At 67.5% G+C, this 17,203-nt stretch carries 9 protein-coding genes; 5 read left to right on the top strand and 4 right to left on the bottom strand.

Annotated elements, in window-relative coordinates:
* Positions 1 to 234: 234 nt before the first annotated feature.
* The 4 genes from QZ670_RS03025 to QZ670_RS03010 form a co-directional block, all read right to left on the bottom strand.
* The gene (locus QZ670_RS03025) at positions 235 to 510 is read right to left on the bottom strand and encodes a hypothetical protein (RefSeq protein WP_294252020.1); all 276 of its coding nucleotides are present in this window, start codon (positions 508 to 510) and stop codon (positions 235 to 237) included.
* A 387-nt stretch (positions 511 to 897) separates the two neighbouring features.
* Positions 898 to 1,668 (bottom strand): hypothetical protein, encoded by a 771-nt coding sequence (locus tag QZ670_RS03020; RefSeq protein WP_294252017.1) that lies wholly within the window; start codon positions 1,666 to 1,668, stop codon positions 898 to 900.
* Positions 1,669 to 1,751: 83 nt separating this feature from the next.
* Positions 1,752 to 4,640: a beta-galactosidase GalA gene (gene galA / locus QZ670_RS03015; RefSeq protein ID WP_294252015.1), complete on the bottom strand. Its 2,889-nt coding sequence runs from the start codon at positions 4,638 to 4,640 to the stop codon at positions 1,752 to 1,754.
* A 36-nt stretch (positions 4,641 to 4,676) separates the two neighbouring features.
* Positions 4,677 to 5,414, bottom strand: coding sequence for a GntR family transcriptional regulator (locus QZ670_RS03010; RefSeq protein WP_294252395.1), 738 nt, complete (start codon positions 5,412 to 5,414; stop codon positions 4,677 to 4,679).
* Between the two features lie 254 nt (positions 5,415 to 5,668).
* Between QZ670_RS03010 and QZ670_RS03005 the strand changes: the two genes are divergently transcribed.
* From QZ670_RS03005 to QZ670_RS02985, 5 genes are all read left to right on the top strand, one after another.
* Positions 5,669 to 7,990 carry a family 20 glycosylhydrolase gene (locus QZ670_RS03005; RefSeq protein WP_294252013.1) on the top strand — a complete coding sequence of 774 codons (2,322 nt, stop codon included), beginning with the start codon at positions 5,669 to 5,671 and terminating at the stop codon, positions 7,988 to 7,990.
* A gap of 155 nt (positions 7,991 to 8,145) precedes the next feature.
* A complete protein-coding gene (locus QZ670_RS03000; protein ID WP_294252393.1) occupies positions 8,146 to 10,761 on the top strand; it encodes a glycoside hydrolase family 2 protein in 2,616 nt (871 codons plus the stop codon).
* Positions 10,761 to 13,322, top strand: coding sequence for a glycoside hydrolase family 3 C-terminal domain-containing protein (locus QZ670_RS02995; protein WP_294252010.1), 2,562 nt, complete (start codon positions 10,761 to 10,763; stop codon positions 13,320 to 13,322). Before QZ670_RS03000 ends, QZ670_RS02995 begins: the two co-directional genes overlap by 1 nt.
* The gene (locus tag QZ670_RS02990; RefSeq protein ID WP_294252007.1) at positions 13,319 to 14,746 is read left to right on the top strand and encodes a glycoside hydrolase family 125 protein; all 1,428 of its coding nucleotides are present in this window, start codon (positions 13,319 to 13,321) and stop codon (positions 14,744 to 14,746) included. The genes QZ670_RS02995 and QZ670_RS02990 overlap by 4 nt, the downstream gene beginning before the upstream one ends.
* Positions 14,743 to 17,028 (top strand): GH92 family glycosyl hydrolase, encoded by a 2,286-nt coding sequence (locus QZ670_RS02985; protein ID WP_294252004.1) that lies wholly within the window; start codon positions 14,743 to 14,745, stop codon positions 17,026 to 17,028. Before QZ670_RS02990 ends, QZ670_RS02985 begins: the two co-directional genes overlap by 4 nt.
* Positions 17,029 to 17,203 lie beyond the last annotated feature (175 nt).

Below are 17,203 nucleotides of genomic sequence, written 5' to 3'. Positions count from 1 at the left end.
GTTGGATCTGGCGCGGACGTTCACCCTCGCCGCGCTATCTCGGACTCCAGCCAATGAACGCGCTTATCCCATCGCTTTGCCATTTTAGTCGACGGGGCAATAGCTTGACGAGATCGCGAGCGATCAAGCTCCGCTTGGAGCTCTTCGAGACCGAGCCGCTCCAATGCATCGTCGCGGTGTGGAACACCTGATCGCTTTCCCATCGTCGCAATCTGGCGTTATTCGCGAGTGACCTCAACCGGGGCGTTCGGCGACGTTCTCCGCACGCTGCGTCACAACGTCGAATAATAGGTTGCTGGCCGAGTGTGTTCTCACGAAACGGATCGCTTCCTGTTCGGCCGCTTCGGGCGTGATGCCTTGCGCTGAGAGATCAAGGATAAGATCGAGCCGACCGATCCTGCGTCCGGCAGATGCCTCGATCCCGTCCACGCCGAGCACGATTTCGCCGGTCGCGGCGCACAGTTTGATCCGCGCGATGGCATCGTCGGCGGTCAGCAATTCAATTGCCATCGGCCCTATGCTCCCCTCCGCTTTCGAGAGATTGGCGGTGCTTATCCATGGCCTCGAGTGAAGCGCTAGTGCGCATTCACCTTTCTTCCGTTTGGATGACCGGAGATCGTTACGCTCCGCTCGGGCTTACATAAGCGGGCGGAGGGTTGGCACGCGATGCCGATGTTAGAACAACGCTGTTTCCCGTCGATGGTCGCGCAGGCACGGCATTGCTGTTTGACCTCGACGCACCGCTCGGTTGCGGCGAACGACAGTACAAGGGCCAAAAGCATCATTTTCTCCCAACTGGAGGAGCATTGACCGCGGTCAGCTTACCGGCTCGCTTGTGGACGTCCAGCGTCCGTTGTTGTGCGTAAGCAGATGGGCGCAACGGATTAACCCCTCCAATCAAGCCGGGCAATCCGCCTTCCGCGCCGCCCGCGCGGCAGCGAGCGCCTGGAGGATGCGGATGGTCTGGTGCTCGGCCTGCGCCTTGAGGTGGCTCGGGGCGGAGATCCAGAAATCGGGGTGATATTGCTTGAGCAGCGCCCGCCCCTTGGCTTCAACCTCGGCACCGCTGGCGTCAGGCGCGACTTCGAGGACGACCCACCAGGCATCTTCCACCACGACCGGCGGCGGTGCGGCGGCTTCCTCACGGTCCGATGCCTGCCGCTCCGCCTCACGCCAGCGCAGCCGCGCCTTGCCCTCGCGCTCCAGCCGCAGGCGATCGGCAGCGAAGATCCCGCTCACCGCGATCGTCACACTCGCTCCGGCGACGAACAGCAGCGAGGCGAATTGCAAGCTCTGCCAGGGCAGCCCGGCGAGGCCATGCGCCTGCACCTCGCCATAGATCGCCGCGCAGACGATGCGCAGTGCGACATAGCCGGCGCTGATCGCCATCACCCAGCGTGCGCTATAACCGATCGCGTTGAGCATCGCCTGCTTGACGCCCGAGGCGAGCGGCCGGCGCAGGCACAGCAGCAGCGCGCCGCTCATCGCGCCGATGCAGCCGGGCAGCACCCAAGCCTTGCCGAGATTGTAGAAGGCGGCGGTCGCACCGAGCCAGCCGACTGCCCACCACAGGAACAGGCCCCATAGCGCATTGCCCCGCGCGAAATCATGCGCGCGAAAGGCACGCCCGACGCGCTCGCCGACCAGCCACCCGATGAGAAGATTCATGCCGCCCCCCTGGAGGGGAAGCCCTATCGGGCCTCCCCAAACCAGGCGTGAACGGCCTTGGTTAACGCCCCACCCCGATCCGGTCAGCGCGGCGTGAGGGTAACCTTACCGAGCAGCCCGGATGGCTGCCCCGCCGGGGCCTGGACGATCAGCTCGACGGTGCGCTGCCCGCTGCCGGCCGGGAAGGCCGCCTCGAGCGGTGCCGGCGCGGCATCGGTCTTCTCGGCGAGCTTCTTGCCGTCGACCCACAGTTCCGCACGCCCGCCAACGCTGGCGAAGCGCAGCGTGCCGCCGCCCGCGGCGATGCGCTTCCAGGGCGTGAGGCGGTTGTTGTAGACGCGCCAGCCCGGCTGCGGCTCGGCCGGGGTCGGCATCGCGCTGCGCAGGAACGCCCAGCTGTTGTTGTCCGGCACCAGGCCCGGCCTGGGCTTGTCCGCCGTCTGCCCCGAGCGACGCCAGTCGCCCAGCACCATCAGCGGCGGGGTAACGCCGACCTGCGGGCGCGCGGCGATGTCGGCGCGGTCGATGGTCAGCAGCGCGGGCTTCAGCCCCTCGGCGGTCGCCTTGACGGTGATCTTGCCGCGGCCGGTGCCCGCCTGCACCAGGATCTGCGCGAGGCCGTTGAACAGCGAGCGGGCATTGCCCTTCTCGGGCTCATGGCTGTTCGGATCGCCATTGCCGACGCCGATGATGCTCGCCCCGTCCACCGTGAAGTTGGTCATCAGATTGGCGGTCGGCACGTGGCGGCCCTTGGCGTCCACGGCATCGATGGTGATCGGCTGCACATCCTCGTCGTCGCCCGCCATCACCGTGCGCGCGGGCGTGAGCCGCAGCGCGACCGGCTTGCCGGCGGTCTCGTGCACCATGCGCGCGACGACCTTGCCGCCGCGCATCGCCTGCGCTTCCAGCCGGCCCGGCGCGTACGGCACCTGCCATTCATTGCCCTGCAGCCGGTCGACCTTCTGGGTGCCAACGACCTTGCCGTTGAGCAGCAGCGTCACGCTCTCGGCATTGGAGGCGACGAATATCTTGATGTTCTGCCCCTCCTTGCCCGGCCAGGTCCAATGCGGCGCGAGCCAGACGACCGGCGCATCGTCGATCCAGGCAGCGCTGTGGATGCCGAACGCGGTCTTGGGGAAGCCGCACAGGTCCATGATGCCGAAGAAGCTGGCGATGGTCGGCCACTCATAGGGCGTCGGCTCGCCATGATAGTCGAAGCCGGTCCAGACGAACCCGCCGGCGATGAACTCGCGCGCGGCGATCAGCTGCCACGCCTTGCGGTGGGTGTTGCCCCAAGAAGCAGCTTCGTCGTCATAGGAAGTGATGACATGGGAGGCCGGATCGCTGGCGAAGGCGCCGCGCGTCTCGAACGCGCTGGTATCCTCCGAGCTGGTGCTCGGCCGCGTCGGGTTCAGCGCGTGCCACTTGTCGTATTCGCCCTGGTAATAGTTGAACCCCATGACGTCGACGACCGAGGAGACGTTCTGCGGGTTGTAGAAGGACCCGTTCATCGCCGAGGTGACCGGCCGGCTGTCGTCGAGCTTGCGCACTGCCGCTTCCATCCGGCGGACCATCTCGATGCCCGCCTCGGTGCCCTGCATCGGCTCCTCGTTGAACACCGACCAGAGAATCACGCTCGGATGGTTGCGATCGCGCCGCACCATCCAGCTGAGCTGGGCGAGATAATCGGGCGCCGGGTTGAAATGGCGGTTCTCGTCCATGACGAGGAAGCCCATCCGGTCGCACCAGTCGAGCAGCTCGGCGGTCGGCGCGTTGTGCGACATGCGGATCGCGTTGCAGCCCATCGCCTTCAGCCGCTCGAGCCGCCAGCCGAGCAGCGCATCGTACTGCGCGACGCCGGTGCCGGCATGGTCCTGGTGGATGCACACGCCCTTGAGCTTGACTGGCTTTTCGTTGACGAACAGGCCCTTGTCGGCATCGAAGCGGACGGTGCGAAAGCCGATCGCGGTGCGCCGCTCGTCGATCAGCTTGCCGTCACGCAGCAGGCGGGTGTGGACGGTGTAGAGCGTCGGCGTCTCGACCGACCAGAGCTTGGGATTGCCCAGGCTCAGCGTCATCGAAAGCTCGGCACGGTCGAGCACCGGCACGCTGCCCGCGGTGGTGGCGAAGGCGACGCGCTTGCCGCTGGGATCGAGCAACGCCGCTTCGACCGCGACGGCCACCGGCGCCCGCTCGATATTGCCCGCGGTCACCGTCACCGGCACGTTCCAGCCGGTCTCGGTCTTGCGCGGATCGCAATGTACCCCGTCGGTGACGATCGACACCGGCCCGCGGCGCACCAGCCAGGCGTGACGGTAGAGGCCGGCGCCTTCATACCACCAGCCTTCCATCGCCTCGGCATCGACGCGGATGGCGATGACATTGTCCTCGTCGCCGAAGCGCGCGAAGGGCGTCATGTCGATCAGGATGCTGGCATAACCTGACCAGCTGTGCGCGACCACGCTGCCGTTCACCCACACGGTCGCATTGGTGGCGACGCCGTCGAGGTGGAGCTCGATCGTCTTGCCATGATCGGCGGGATCGAGCGTCAGGCGGCGGCGGTACCAGCCGATGCCGCGCTTGCGATAGCCCTGCGAGACATTGGCGGTCTGCTCGAAGGGCTGGAACGAGGCCCAGTCGTGCGGCAGGCGGACCTCGGCCCATTCGCTGTCGTCGAAATCGCGCGCGGCGGCGCCGCGGGCGTTGCCGGCTTTCACGCTGCCATAGGTATCGTCATGGTCCTTGAGCGGCGTCGGCAGCACGTCGCCCTCATGGAAGCGCCAGCCGCGCTCGATGCGGGTGCGGGTGGGATCGCCGTCGGGCAGGCGCGGCATCAGTGCGGTCTTGGGCGCGGGCATCGGGAAGGCATCCCCCTCCACCGCGCGCGCGGCGGCCGCCTCGGCCTCGGGCAGCCCCAGCGAGGCAAGCGCCCCCAACCCCGCGCTGCCGAGCAGCAACTGGCGACGATCCATGCAGCAATCTCCGAAATTCAGGCAGGTAGGGGCGGCTCAGACGTCGCTGAGTTCCGCCACGAAATCATAGGCATCGCCCCGATAATAGGAGCGGGTCACTTCGGCCGGGCGGCCGTCGCGGAGGAAGGCGCGGCGCTCGATCAGCAGCCCGGCATGGCCGGGATCGACGCCGAGCATCTTGGCGTGTTCGCCCAGGAACGGCACCGCGCGCAGCCGCTGGAGCGCGCGCACCGGGCGGTTCCCGGCGGCTTCGAGCGCGGTGTAGAGCGAGTCCCCCACCGCATCGACCGAGGGCAGGCAGTAGCCGGCGATGGTCGAGAATTCGAGCGCCATCGGCTCGCCATCGGCGAAGCGGATGCGCGAGAAGCGCAGCACCGCCGCGCCCGGCGACAGGCCAAGCGCCATCGCCTCCTCGGGCGTCACCTGCCCGGTGGAGCGCGCGATCCAGCTGCTACTGGCGGCGCGGCCGCGCGCGGCCATGTCTTCGGTGAACGACGAGAGCTTGGAAAAGCTCTTCTCGACGCGCTCTGCCACGAAAGTGCCCGCGCCGCGGCGGCGGGTGAGCAGCCCTTCCTCGACCAGACCGCCGATCGCCTTGCGCACGGTGATGCGCGACACGTCATATTCGACGGCAAGGTCGCGCTCCGGCGGGATCGCGTCGCCCTGGTTGAGGATCTTGCCGCTGATCGCCTCGCGGATCAGTTGCTGCAGCTGCAGATAGAGCGGCGACGGATTGCCCTCGCGAAACCGGCCGATCTGGTCCGAAAACGTCATCATCTCTCCCCCTTGCCCGACACCGTTGCCAAAGCCCCGACAACCGCATCTACGGCAGGTTTCCCGCAGCGCGAACCCGCTTCTCTACGGACTTACATTGGTACGATGATACCAACAGCCTCAACGGTAGAGGTCAAGAGGCTAAATGCAAAGAACTATGTCCGGCCAAGCAAGCCTGTTGCCCGATAGGATCTAAATTGGTTACACCCTTGCTCCGGCCCCGCTCGGCGGCCGCGACAAGAGGGGAGTTTCCGATGCGCGCGTTCCTGAAAACGGCAAGGCATTCCGGCTGGGCGGCACTGCTGCTGTCCTCGACCGCTTTCGCCCAGACCGTACCGCCGCTCACCCCCCTCCCCGCCAGCGTGACGCTGGGCAAGGGCAGCTTCACCGTGGCGAACGGCACCGCGATCGCCGTGCCCGCCGGCGACACCGCCGCTGCCGGCGCCGCCAAGCTACTCGTGGCACACGTAAAGGTGGAGCGCGGCCTGATGCTGGGTGCGACGGGCACCAGCGGCGCGATCCGCTTCGAGCGCGATGCGGGGATTCAGGGCGCCGAAGCCTATCGGATGACCGTCGACACCAAAGGCGTGCGCATCGCCGCCTCGGGCGATCGGGGGCTGCTGTACGGCGCCATGACGCTCGCCCAGCTGCTCAGCCCCGATCACGGCTTCGGCAAGCCGGTGAAGCTGCCGGCGCTCAGCGTCGAGGACGCACCGCGCTTCGGCTGGCGCGGGCTGATGCTCGACGTCGCTCGCCACTTCCAGCCGATCGAGTTCGTCTATGGCGTGGTCGACCAGATGGCCTCGGTGAAGCTCAACACGCTCCACCTCCACCTTACGGACGACCAGGGATGGCGCTTCGAGGTCAAGCACTATCCCAAGCTCACCGAGATCGGCGGCTGGCGCACCCCGCCGAGCACCGGCGGCGCGCCCGGCCCCAAGGTCGGCGGCTTCTACACGCAGGAGCAGCTGAAGGCGCTGGTCGCCTATGCCGCCGAGCGCGGCGTGACGATCGTCCCCGAGATCGACCTGCCCGGCCATGCCCAGGCGCTGGTCGCCGCCTATCCGGAACTCGGCATCTTCGGCGACCATACCGAAGTGTCGCACGACTGGGGGGTGAACCCGTATCTCTTCAACCCCGGCCCCAAGGGCATCGCCTTCGTCAAGGAAGTGCTCGACGAGCTGATGGCGGTGTTCCCGGGCACCTATGTCCATCTCGGCGGCGACGAGGCGGTGAAGGACCAGTGGGAGCGCTCGCCCGAGGTCCAGGCGCAGATCAAGGCGCTGGGCCTCAAGGACGAGAATGCGCTGCAGAGCTGGATGATTGAGCAGTTCGGCGCCTACCTCGAGCAGCATGGCCGCCGCCTGATCGGCTGGGACGAGATCCTCGAAGGCGGCCTGCCCAAGTCTGCCTCGGTCATGTCGTGGCGCGGCGAGAAAGGCGCGGTGGATGCGGCCAACCAGGGGCATGACGTGGTGCTCTCCCCCGCCCCCACTCTCTATCTCGACAGCCTGCAGAGCGACCGCCGCGACGAGCCGCCGGGCCGCCTGTCGATCCAGACGCTGGCCGATGTGTACAAGTACGAGCCGATGCCGGTGGGCATCGACGCTGCCAAGGCGAGCCATGTGCTGGGCGCGCAGGGCAATGCGTGGAGCGAGTATCTGATCACGCCCTACCAGGTGCAGCACATGCTGTTCCCGCGCGCGGCGGCGATCGCCGAGATCACCTGGTCGGGCAAGGACAAACGCGACTTCACCGGCTTCGTGCAGCGCCTCCAGCCGCAGATGGCGCGCTGGCGCCGTTCGGGCATGGAAGTCGCCGACAGCGCCTTTGCGGTCGATTACAAGCTGCAGGGCACCCGCGGCGAGGCGCTGCGCGCGAACCAGGCCAAGGTGGCGCTTACCACCCAGACCGGCTTCGGCACGATCCGCTACACGCTCGACGGCAAGCAGCCGACCGCCAAGTCGCCGGTCTACAAGGCACCGCTGACGCTCAAGCCCGGCACGACGATCACCGCCGCCGCCTTCGACTCTGCAGGCGTGACGACGGCGACGCCGCGCGCTTTCGACACCAGTCGGACCGCGCTGCTCACCCGCACCAGCTCGGACATGGTGGCGTGCCCCAAGGGTGCGCTCGGCCTGCGCGTGCCGCTGAACAGCGAAGCGCAGGAGAATGCGCCGGTGTTCAACGTCAACCTGTTCGACACCTGCACCGCCTATCCGGCCGCGCCGCTTGACGTCGCGACGGGCTTCACCGTCGACGTCGCCCGCACGCCGCGCAACTATGGCTTGGCGCACGACTTCAACAAGGTGCGGGCGCATTACAATGTCAGCACCTATGGTGAGCTGATCGTCCGCGCGCGCTGCATCGCCGCCGCCAAGGATCCGTCGATCAAGCCGATCGTCGTCGCCACCTTCCCGTTGCCCGATCCGGCCAAGGCGCCGCAGCAGTTCCGCTTCTCCGGCACGCTGCCCAAGCTGGGCGGCGACGAGGATCTGTGCTTCCAGTTCACCTCACCGCTCAGTGACCCGTTCTACACGGTCGAGCGCGTGGTGCTGACGGAGAACGCGAAGTGAAGGCCGCGAAGCCTGCGCTCCCCTTCCGCTTGCGGGAGGGGTCGGGGGAGGGGCTGCACCGTGTCGGCACTTCTTCCACGTCAGCCCCTCCCCTAGCCCAGTTTCAGGTAAACGATGCCCCGCATCGTTTAGGTCAGGCCGGGGGCCTGACCGACCTGAAACTCGCAAGCGGGAGGGGAACGCGTAGTCGATACGCTCTTGCTCTGCTTCCCCTGCTCGCCCTCGCCACCCCAGCCTGGGCTGATCCGCGCCAGTCGGTTTCGCTCAACGGTGCTTGGCAGGTCCGCATCGATCCCAGCGACGCCGACGCCACCAAGGCGCACCCGAAGGAAGCCGCCTGGTTCCCCGCCAAGGTGCCCGGCAGCGTCCAGCAGGACCTGATCGCGGCGAAGCGCGTGCCCGATCCCTACAAGGGCATCAACGAGGCGCCGATCCAATGGGCCGGCCTCACCCGCTGGCAGTTCCGCCGTACGCTCACCGTCACGCCCGCGATGCTGGCGCGCGACCATCTCGAGCTCGTGTTCGACGGGCTCGACACCTTCGCCACGGTGACGCTCAACGGCCAGAAGCTGATCGAGACCGACAACGCCCATCGCCGCTGGCGGGTCGACGCCAAGCAGGCGCTCAAGGCCGGTGCAAACGAGCTGGTCGTCACCATCGCCTCGCCGATCAAGACGCTGCAACCGATGGTGCTGGCCGAGAAATTCCCGCTCCCCGGCGAATATGATTCCGCCTTCGGTGACGAGCCCAAAGGCAAGCAGACCTCGCCCTATATCCGCAAGCCCAAATATGATTACAGCTGGGACTGGGCGCCGCGGCTGGTGAAGATCGGCCTGTGGCGCCCGGTGCGGCTGGAGGCCTGGGACGACGCCCGCATCGACGGCTTCCGGGTCGACCAGGAAGCGCTCAACCCCGCCGAGGCCCGCCTCGTGGCGCGCTGGAAGCTGCTCGGCGACCGCGCGCGTGCCGTCACGGTCCGCACCCGCATCACCGGCCCCGACGGCCAGACCGTCGAAGCCGCGCGCACGCTCACCCTCGGTGCGGGCGAGAACGCCGTCAGCGTGCCGCTCACCCTGGCCAAGCCGCAGCTCTGGTGGCCGGCGGGCTATGGCGCGCAGCCGCTCTACAGGGTCGAGGCCACGCTGGAGGAAGACGGCGCGGTCAGCGACCGCGTGTCGCAGCGCATCGGTCTGCGCACCGTCGAGCTGCTCACCCAGGGCGGCGGCTTCGGCTTCCGCGTCAACGGCCTGCGCATCTTCGCCAAGGGCGCGAACCTGATCCCCTTCGACATGTTCCCCAACAACGTGTCCGAAGCGCGCATGCGCCGCATGCTCACCGACGCGCGCGACACCAACATGAACATGATCCGCGTCTGGGGCGGCGGCTATTATCTCGACGACGCCTTCTACGCCGCCGCCGACGAGCTGGGCCTGATGGTGTGGCAGGACTTCATGTTCGGCGGCTCGATCACCCCGCCCGACGCGGCCTTTCGCGAGAATGTCCGCATCGAGGCCGAGGAGCAGGTCGCCCGGCTCCAGCCGCATCCGTCGATTATCGGCTGGAACGGCGGCAACGAGATCCTGTCGGGCTGGGAAAATTGGTCCGATCGCAAGGCGTTCAAGAAGAATGTCGGCGCCGACGAGCAGGAGCGGATCGGCGCCGCTATGGCGGTGTTGTTCGATCGCACCTTGCGCGACGCGGTGCTGAAGGAAGCGCCCGGCACCACCTATTGGCCGGGCTCGCCGTCGAACGACTATACCGGCCCGGTTGATACCGACGCCACCGGCGACCGCCATTTCTGGGACGTCTGGTCGGGCTCCAAGCCGGTCGAGAACTACCTGAACGGCTGTGCGCGGTTCATGTCGGAATATGGCTTCCAGGCGATGCCGAACCTGTCGACGATCCGCGGTTTCGCCGGCAACGGCCCGCTGGCGATCGACAGCCCGGTGCTCAAGGCGCACCAGAAGTTCCTGGCCGGCGAAGGCAATAGCCGCCTCCAGCTCTATCTCGACCAGCGGCTGCGCAAGCCCGCCGACTTCGCCGATCTCGTCTACCTGACCCAGGTGAACCAGATGCAGGCGATCGGCATGGCCGCGCGCCACCACCGCGCCTGCGCGCCGATCACGATGGGCTCGCTCTTCTGGCAGCTCAACGATGCCTGGCCCGCGATCAGCTGGGCGAGCATCGACTATGACGGCCAGTGGAAGCTGCTCCAGTATGAGGCGCGCCGGATGTTCGCGCCCCAGGCGATCGTCGCCGAGCACAAGGACGGCGCGACCCGCCTCGCCGCGGTGTCCGACGCAACCAAGCTGATCGCCGCCGAATGGCGCGTGCAGGGCTTCACCATGGACGGCAAGCCGCTGGGCACGAAGGCGGAGAAGGTCGACCTTTCGCCGGGCGCGCTCGAGCTCGCCAAGATCACCGACGCCGACCTGTTCGGCACCGCAACACCGGCCGACAGCTACGCCGTCGCCGAGCTGTGGATCGACGGCAAGCCGGTCTCGCGCGCCATCCTCGAACGGTCGCTGCCCAAGGACATGGCCTATCCGGCCCCGCGCCTATCGGTGCGCTGGCAGGGCAAGCAGGTGACCGTCACCGCCGGCGCGCTCGCCCGCGCGGTGATGCTCGATTTCGGCGCCACCGTCGCGCAGCCGAGCGACAATGGCTTCGACCTGCTGCCCGGCGAGAGCCGCACCCTCACCATCACGTCGGATGCGAATGCTGCTACGCTCGCCCGCGCCCTCACCCTTCGCACGCTGGGACCCCGTTGATGCCCCTCCTCCCCCTGCTCCTCCTGGCCGGCGATCCCGATCCGGTCGCCGCCGCCATCGCCAAGATGACGATCGAGCAGAAAGCCGCGCAGCTCCAGAGCACCGCCCCCGCCGATCCAACCATCGGCCTGCCCGCCTATGACTGGTGGAACGAGGGCCTGCACGGCCTCGCCCGCGACGGCTACGCCACGGTGTTCCCGCAGGCGATCGGCCTCGCCGCTACCTGGGACGTGCCGCTCCTCCACAAGGTGGGCGATACCGTCGCCACCGAGGCCCGCGCCAAGTTCAACGCCAGGCCGGTGAGCGCCGACCGCAAGATCTATGAGGGGCTGACGATCTGGTCGCCCAACATCAACATCTTCCGCGATCCGCGCTGGGGCCGCGGCCAGGAAACCTATGGCGAGGACCCGTTCCTCACCGGCCATCTCGCGATCGGTTTCATCCAGGGCCTGCAGGGTCCCGACCCGGCGCACCCCAAGGTGCTCGCCACGCCCAAGCATTTCGCGGTGCACAGCGGCCCCGAGGCGGGCCGCGACGGCTTCGATGTCGATCCCAGCCCGCAGGACCTGGAATCGACCTACACCCCCGCCTTCCGCCTCGCGATCACCGAGGGCAAGGCGCAGTCGCTGATGTGCGCGTACAACTCGATCCACGGCACCCCGGCCTGCGCGTCGGGGGGGCTGCTCAACGACAAGCTGCGCAAGGACTGGGGCTTTACCGGCCTCACCGTCTCGGACTGCGACGCGGTGGCGAACATCCATAGCTTCCACCACTACAGCCTCGATGCCGCCGAAGCCGCGGCGGTCGCGATCAAGGGCGGCAACGACCTGAACTGCGGCACCACCTATGCTGCGCTGCCCGAGGCGGTGAAGCGCGGGCTGGTCAGCGAGGCCGAAGTCGATGTAGCGCTGAAGCGTGCGCTCGACGCTCGCCGTGCGCTCGGCATCGCCTTCGGCGGCGCCAATCCGTGGAGCAAGATCAAGCCCAGCGAGCTCGGCACCCCGGCCCGCCGCGCGCTGGCGCTGGAAGCCGCGCGCAAGGCGATCGTGCTGCTCAAGAATGACGGCGACCGCCTGCCGCTCACGCCGGGTGGCCGCATCGCCGTGATCGGCGCCAATGCCGATGATCTCGGCGTGCTGGAGGGCAATTACCACGGCACCGCCAAGGATCCGGTGACCCCGCTCGACGGCATCCGCCGCCAGTTCGGCGCGGACCGCGTCCTGTACGCGCAAGGATCACAGCTGGCCGAGGGCGGCGCGGTGATCATGCCGGAAACCGCCTTCCGCGCCGACGGCAAGCCGGGCCTCAAGGCCGAATATTTCGCCTCGCCGACGGTGACCGGTACGCCCGTCACCACCCGGCAGGATCGCCGCATCGACTTCAACTATGCCCGCGCCGTGCCGGTGCCGGGACTGAATCCCACCGGCTTCGCGGTGCGCTGGAGCGGCGAGTTCGTGGCCCCGGGCGCAGGCGAGTATGAGCTTGCGGTCGACATCCCCGCCTGCTGGAAGGATTGCACCACGCACGACGCGGTGCGGCTATGGGTAGACGGCAAGCTGCTCCATGACGGCCCGCTCGGCAAGGCGCGGGTGGCGGTGAAGGTCGCCAGCGACGGCAAGCCGGTGCCGTTCCGCATGGAGATCGACCATCGCAGCGAGGATGGCGGCGTGCGCCTGATGTGGCAGCCCCCGGCCGAGCCGATGCTCGCCCAGGCGCTCGACGCCGCGAAGAATGCCGATACGATCGTCGCGGTGCTCGGCCTGTCGCCGGATCTCGAGGGCGAGGCGCTCAGCGTCTCGATCCCCGGCTTCGTCGGCGGCGACCGGACCGACATCGCGCTGCCCCGCCCGCAGCTCGAACTGCTCAAGGCACTGCGCAAGACCGGCAAGCCGCTGGTCCTCGTCCTCACCAGCGGCAGCGCGGTGGCGGTGGATCCGTCGCTGGCGGACGCGATCCTCGAGGCCTGGTATCCGGGCGAGGAAGGCGGCACCGCGATCGCCGAGACGCTGGCCGGCAAGAACAACCCCTCGGGGCGCCTGCCGCTGACCTTCTACGCCTCGGTCGACGATCTTCCCGCCTTTGTAGATTACGGGATGAAGGAGCGCACCTATCGCTTCTTCACCGGCAAGCCGCTCTGGGGCTTCGGCCATGGGCTGAGCTACACCAAGTTCGCCTATGCCGACGTGGCGGTGAAGGCTACGGGCATCGGCCAGCCGGTGCAGGTCAGCGCCAAGCTCACCAATGCGGGCAACCGCAGCGGTGAGGAAGTGGCGCAAGTCTATGTCGTCACGCCCGACGCAGGCAAACCGGGCGGGTTCACTACGCCGGTGCTCCAGCGCCAGCTCGCCGGCTTCCAGCGCGCCGCGCTCGCGCCGGGCAAATCGGCCAGTCTGTCGTTCAGCCTCGATCCGCGCAGCATCAGCAGCGTGGCACGAGACGGCACCCGCCGGGTGTTGCCGGGCACCTATCGCGTGTGGATCGGCGGCGGCCAGCCGGGCGACGGCGTCGGCCAATGGGCCGAATTCACCCTGAACGGCGATGCGCAGGTGCTGCCGAAATGATGGACCGCCGTACCCTGCTCGGCTCGGGCCTCGCGCTCGCCGCCACGCCCGCCTTCGCCGCCGACACGCCCGCGTTCGTCAGCAAGCGCCCCGCGCCCGCGGATCGCCGCTTCGTCAGCAAGGCGGTAGAGCGTGAAATTGTTCGTGTTTCCAGCAAGATCGCCGATCCCAAGCTGCGCTGGATGTTCGGCAACTGCTACCCGAACACGCTCGACACCACGGTGAAAATGGGGGTGGTCGACGGCAAGCCCGACGCCTTCGTCATCACCGGCGATATCGACGCGCTGTGGCTGCGCGACAGCTCGGCGCAGGTGCGGCCCTATCTGCACCTCGCCAAGGAAGATGCCGACCTGCGCCGCCTCTATCAGGGCCTGATCGCCCGCCAGGCACGCTGCATCCTGCTCGATCCGTACGCCAACGCCTTTCTCGAAGACACCAACGCCCGCACCGAACTGAGCTGGGCGCTGCACGACAAGACCGAGATGAAGCCGGGCGTTGCCGAGCGGAAATGGGAGATCGACAGCCTCTGCTATCCCATTCGCCTGGCCCATGATTATTGGAAGGCCACGGGCGACGCGACGCCGTTCGATGCGCAATGGGCGGAAGCCGCGCACACGACGATCCGCACCTTCCGCGAGCAGCAGCGCAAGGACGGACCCGGCCCCTATCGCTTCCTCCGCAGCAGCGACCGGCCGACCGAAACGCTGATGCTCGATGGCTATGGCCCGCCCAGCCGTCCGGTGGGGCTGATTCATTGCGGATTCCGGCCTTCGGACGATTCCTGCGCCTACCCGTTCCTGATCCCGTCCAATCACTTTGCAGTGACCGTCCTTCGCGAACTTGCTGCGCTTGCGATGGCAGCGCGGCGGGATTCCGCACTTGCGAACGATGCGACGTCCCTCGCCGGTGAAGTCGAGGCCGCGCTGCGCGACTACGGCACGATGCGGCTGCGCGACGGGCGCGAGGTGATCGCCTATGAAGTCGACGGCTTCGGCAACGCGATCTTCATGGACGACGCCAATGTCCCGTCGCTTTCCAGCCTTGCCTACCTCCGCTGTGTCGATCGCACCGACCCGTTGTGGCAGCGCACCGCCGCCGCGGCGTGGAGCGAGGCCAATCCCTATTGGTCGCGTGGCAAGGTCGTAGAAGGCATCGGCGGCCCGCATGTCGGGCTGGGCCAGGTCTGGCCGATGTCGTTGATCATGCGCGGTTTCAGCTACGATAGCGATGTGCGAACGCTTCGCAATATCCTGAGAATGCTTAGCAATAGCGATGCGGGCACCGGCTTCATCCATGAGGCCGTCAACCAGGACGACCCGTCCAAATTCACCCGCGACTGGTTCGCCTGGGCCAATGGCCTGTTCGGCGAACTGCTCGTCCATCTCGCTGGGGTACAACCCAAGCTGCTCCAGGAAACGCTGTGATCCTCTCCCGCCGCCACCTGCTCGGCTCCAGCGCGATCGGCCTCGCCGCCGCCTCCATTCCCGGTCCCCTGTCGGCGACATCGCCGCGCCGCACTGCACCCAATCTGTTCATCGGCACCGGCGGCACTGGCCACACCTATCCTGGCGCGACGCTGCCGTTCGGCATGGTGCAGCTGAGCCCCGATACCGGCGTCGAGCGCTGGGAGACCTGCTCGGGCTATTATGACAGCGACGGCTCGATCCTGGGCTTCTCGCATACCCATCTCTCGGGCACGGGCATCGGCGACATGCTCGACCTGCTGGTTGTCCCCGCCCGGGGACCCGTAGTGCTTGAGGCCGGCACGCGCGAAAAGCCCGAGACCGGCTATCGTCAGCGCTATCATGACGAGCATGCCGAGCCCGGTTATTACCATGTCGCGCTCGACAACGGCGTGCGGGCGGAGCTGACCGTTACCGAGCGAACCGGTTGGCATCGCTATACTTTTCCCTCCGGTGCCGGGCATATCCTCCTCGATCTGTCGCACCTGGTACTCGACAGCTCGGACAGCCCGCCGCTGATCGCCGACGCGCTGATGGAAGTGGAGCCCGACGGCACCATCACCGGTCGGCGACAAGTCTTCCGCTGGGCCAAGGGCCGCAAGATCTTCTTCGCGCTCCAGCTCTCGCGCCAGCCCGATCGCATCACCTTCTACGGCGATGACGATGCCGAACAGCCCGCCAGCAGCCGCAAGGTCACCGGACGGCGACTGAAGGCGGTCCTGCACTATGCGGATGCAGGAAAGGCCCCGATTCTCGTGCGTTGCGGCATTTCAGGCGTCGATGTCGCCGGTGCCCGCGCCAATCTGGTCACCGAGGCGGGACATTGGGACTTCGATCGCACCCGCCGCAATGCCACCGCCCGGTGGCAACCGGCGCTGGACGCGGTGAAGGTCGATGGCGGCACGGCGGACCAGCGCACGATCCTCAGCACTGCGCTCTACCACGCCCAGCTCGCGCCGACGCTGTTTTCCGACGCGGATGGCCGCTATCTCGGCATAGACGGCCAGGTCCACAGCGTGCCCAAGGGCGGCGCGGCCTACAGCACCTATTCGCTGTGGGACACGTATCGTGCGCTCCACCCCCTCCTCACCCTCATCGCGCCCGATCGCACCAAGTCGCTGGTCCACGATTTGATCCGCCAGACCGCCCAATCCCCCTATGGCCCACTGGTCTGGCCGCTGCAGGGCAAGGAGACGGGCACGATGATGGGCTGGCACGGGGTCGTGCCGCTCGCCGAGGCGCAGGCCAAGGGGGTCGAAGCCGATTACGCAGCCGCCTGGCCGGCGATCCGCCGCCGCAGCTTCGATTTCACCACGCCCGACAAGGACAACAGCAAGGGTCGCGATCTCTACGATCGCATGGGCTATGTGCCTGCGGACAAATGGTTCGAGAGCGTCAGCCGGACTCAGGAATATGCCTATGACGACTGGGCATCGTCCCACCTCGCCGCCGCGATCGGCCAAAAGGGCGATGCCGAGCGGCTGCGCACGCGCTCGGGCAACTGGCGCAACGTAATCGACGGCTCGATCGGCTTCGCGCGCCCGCGCTTCGCCGACGGCAGCTGGTGGACGCCCTATGATCCGGTTCAGCTGGGCCACATGCCCAAGCCCTGGTGGCGCGACTATACCGAGGCGAACGGCTGGCAGGCGACCTTCCTCAATCAGCACGACATCTACGGCCTGATGGAGCATATGGGCGGCGAGGCGAAATTCGAACGCCAGCTCGACGCCTTTTTCACCGCGCCCTCGACCTTGCCCGCCAACGCGCCGCCCGACATCGCCGGCCTCGTCGGCCAGTACGCGCACGGCAACGAACCCGACCAGCACGCCGCTTACATGTACGCCTACACCGGCGCGGCGTGGAAGACGCAGGCGATGGTCCGCCGCCTGTGTACCGAGATGTACAAGAACGATCCCGACGGCATCATCGGCAACGACGATTGCGGCCAGATGAGCGCGTGGTTCGTACTCTCGTCGCTCGGCTTCTATCCGGTCGATCCGGTCGAGGCGGTCTATGTCTTCGGCTCGCCGCTGTTCGCACGCGCGCGGATCGCGCTGCCCGGCGGCAAGCAGCTGACGATCGAGGCGCCGGGCAACACCGCCGACACGCCCTATGTCCGGTCGATCACGCTCAACGGCCGCCCCTGGACCAAGAACTGGATCGCCCACGCCGACCTGATGAAGGGCGGCCGCCTGGTCTTCACGATGAGCAAGACGCCCGTGCTACGGACGCTGGCCCGCTGATGGCGGCCACAATGCTCCCCCACTCCCCCCGTCACCCCGGACTTGGGTTCCCATCAAAGTATTACTTTGATGGGGTCCCTGTTCCGGGGTCCACTCCGCGGCGAGGGGGGTGGCAAGAGGCTCGAACGCTGCCCCCGCGGCCCGGTGGACCCCGGAACAAGTCCGGGGTGACGAA

Source organism: uncultured Sphingomonas sp. (assembly GCF_913774285.1).
Classification (GTDB): Bacteria; Pseudomonadota; Alphaproteobacteria; order Sphingomonadales; family Sphingomonadaceae; genus Sphingomonas.
The sequence above is the reverse complement of the archived record's forward strand: the minus strand, read 5'-3'. Positions and strand labels throughout refer to the sequence as shown.

Bases quoted from the DNA above. Each gene is read 5' to 3' on its own strand.
- QZ670_RS03025 (WP_294252020.1), bottom strand. From the start codon at position 510: ATGGCAATTGAATTGCTGACCGCCGACGATGCCATCGCGCGGATCAAA.
- QZ670_RS03020 (WP_294252017.1), bottom strand. From the start codon at position 1,668: ATGAATCTTCTCATCGGGTGGCTGGTCGGCGAGCGCGTCGGGCGTGCC.
- galA (WP_294252015.1), bottom strand. From the start codon at position 4,640: ATGGATCGTCGCCAGTTGCTGCTCGGCAGCGCGGGGTTGGGGGCGCTT.
- QZ670_RS03010 (WP_294252395.1), bottom strand. From the start codon at position 5,414: ATGACGTTTTCGGACCAGATCGGCCGGTTTCGCGAGGGCAATCCGTCG.
- QZ670_RS03005 (WP_294252013.1), top strand. From the start codon at position 5,669: ATGCGCGCGTTCCTGAAAACGGCAAGGCATTCCGGCTGGGCGGCACTG.
- QZ670_RS02995 (WP_294252010.1), top strand. From the start codon at position 10,761: ATGCCCCTCCTCCCCCTGCTCCTCCTGGCCGGCGATCCCGATCCGGTC.
- QZ670_RS02990 (WP_294252007.1), top strand. From the start codon at position 13,319: ATGATGGACCGCCGTACCCTGCTCGGCTCGGGCCTCGCGCTCGCCGCC.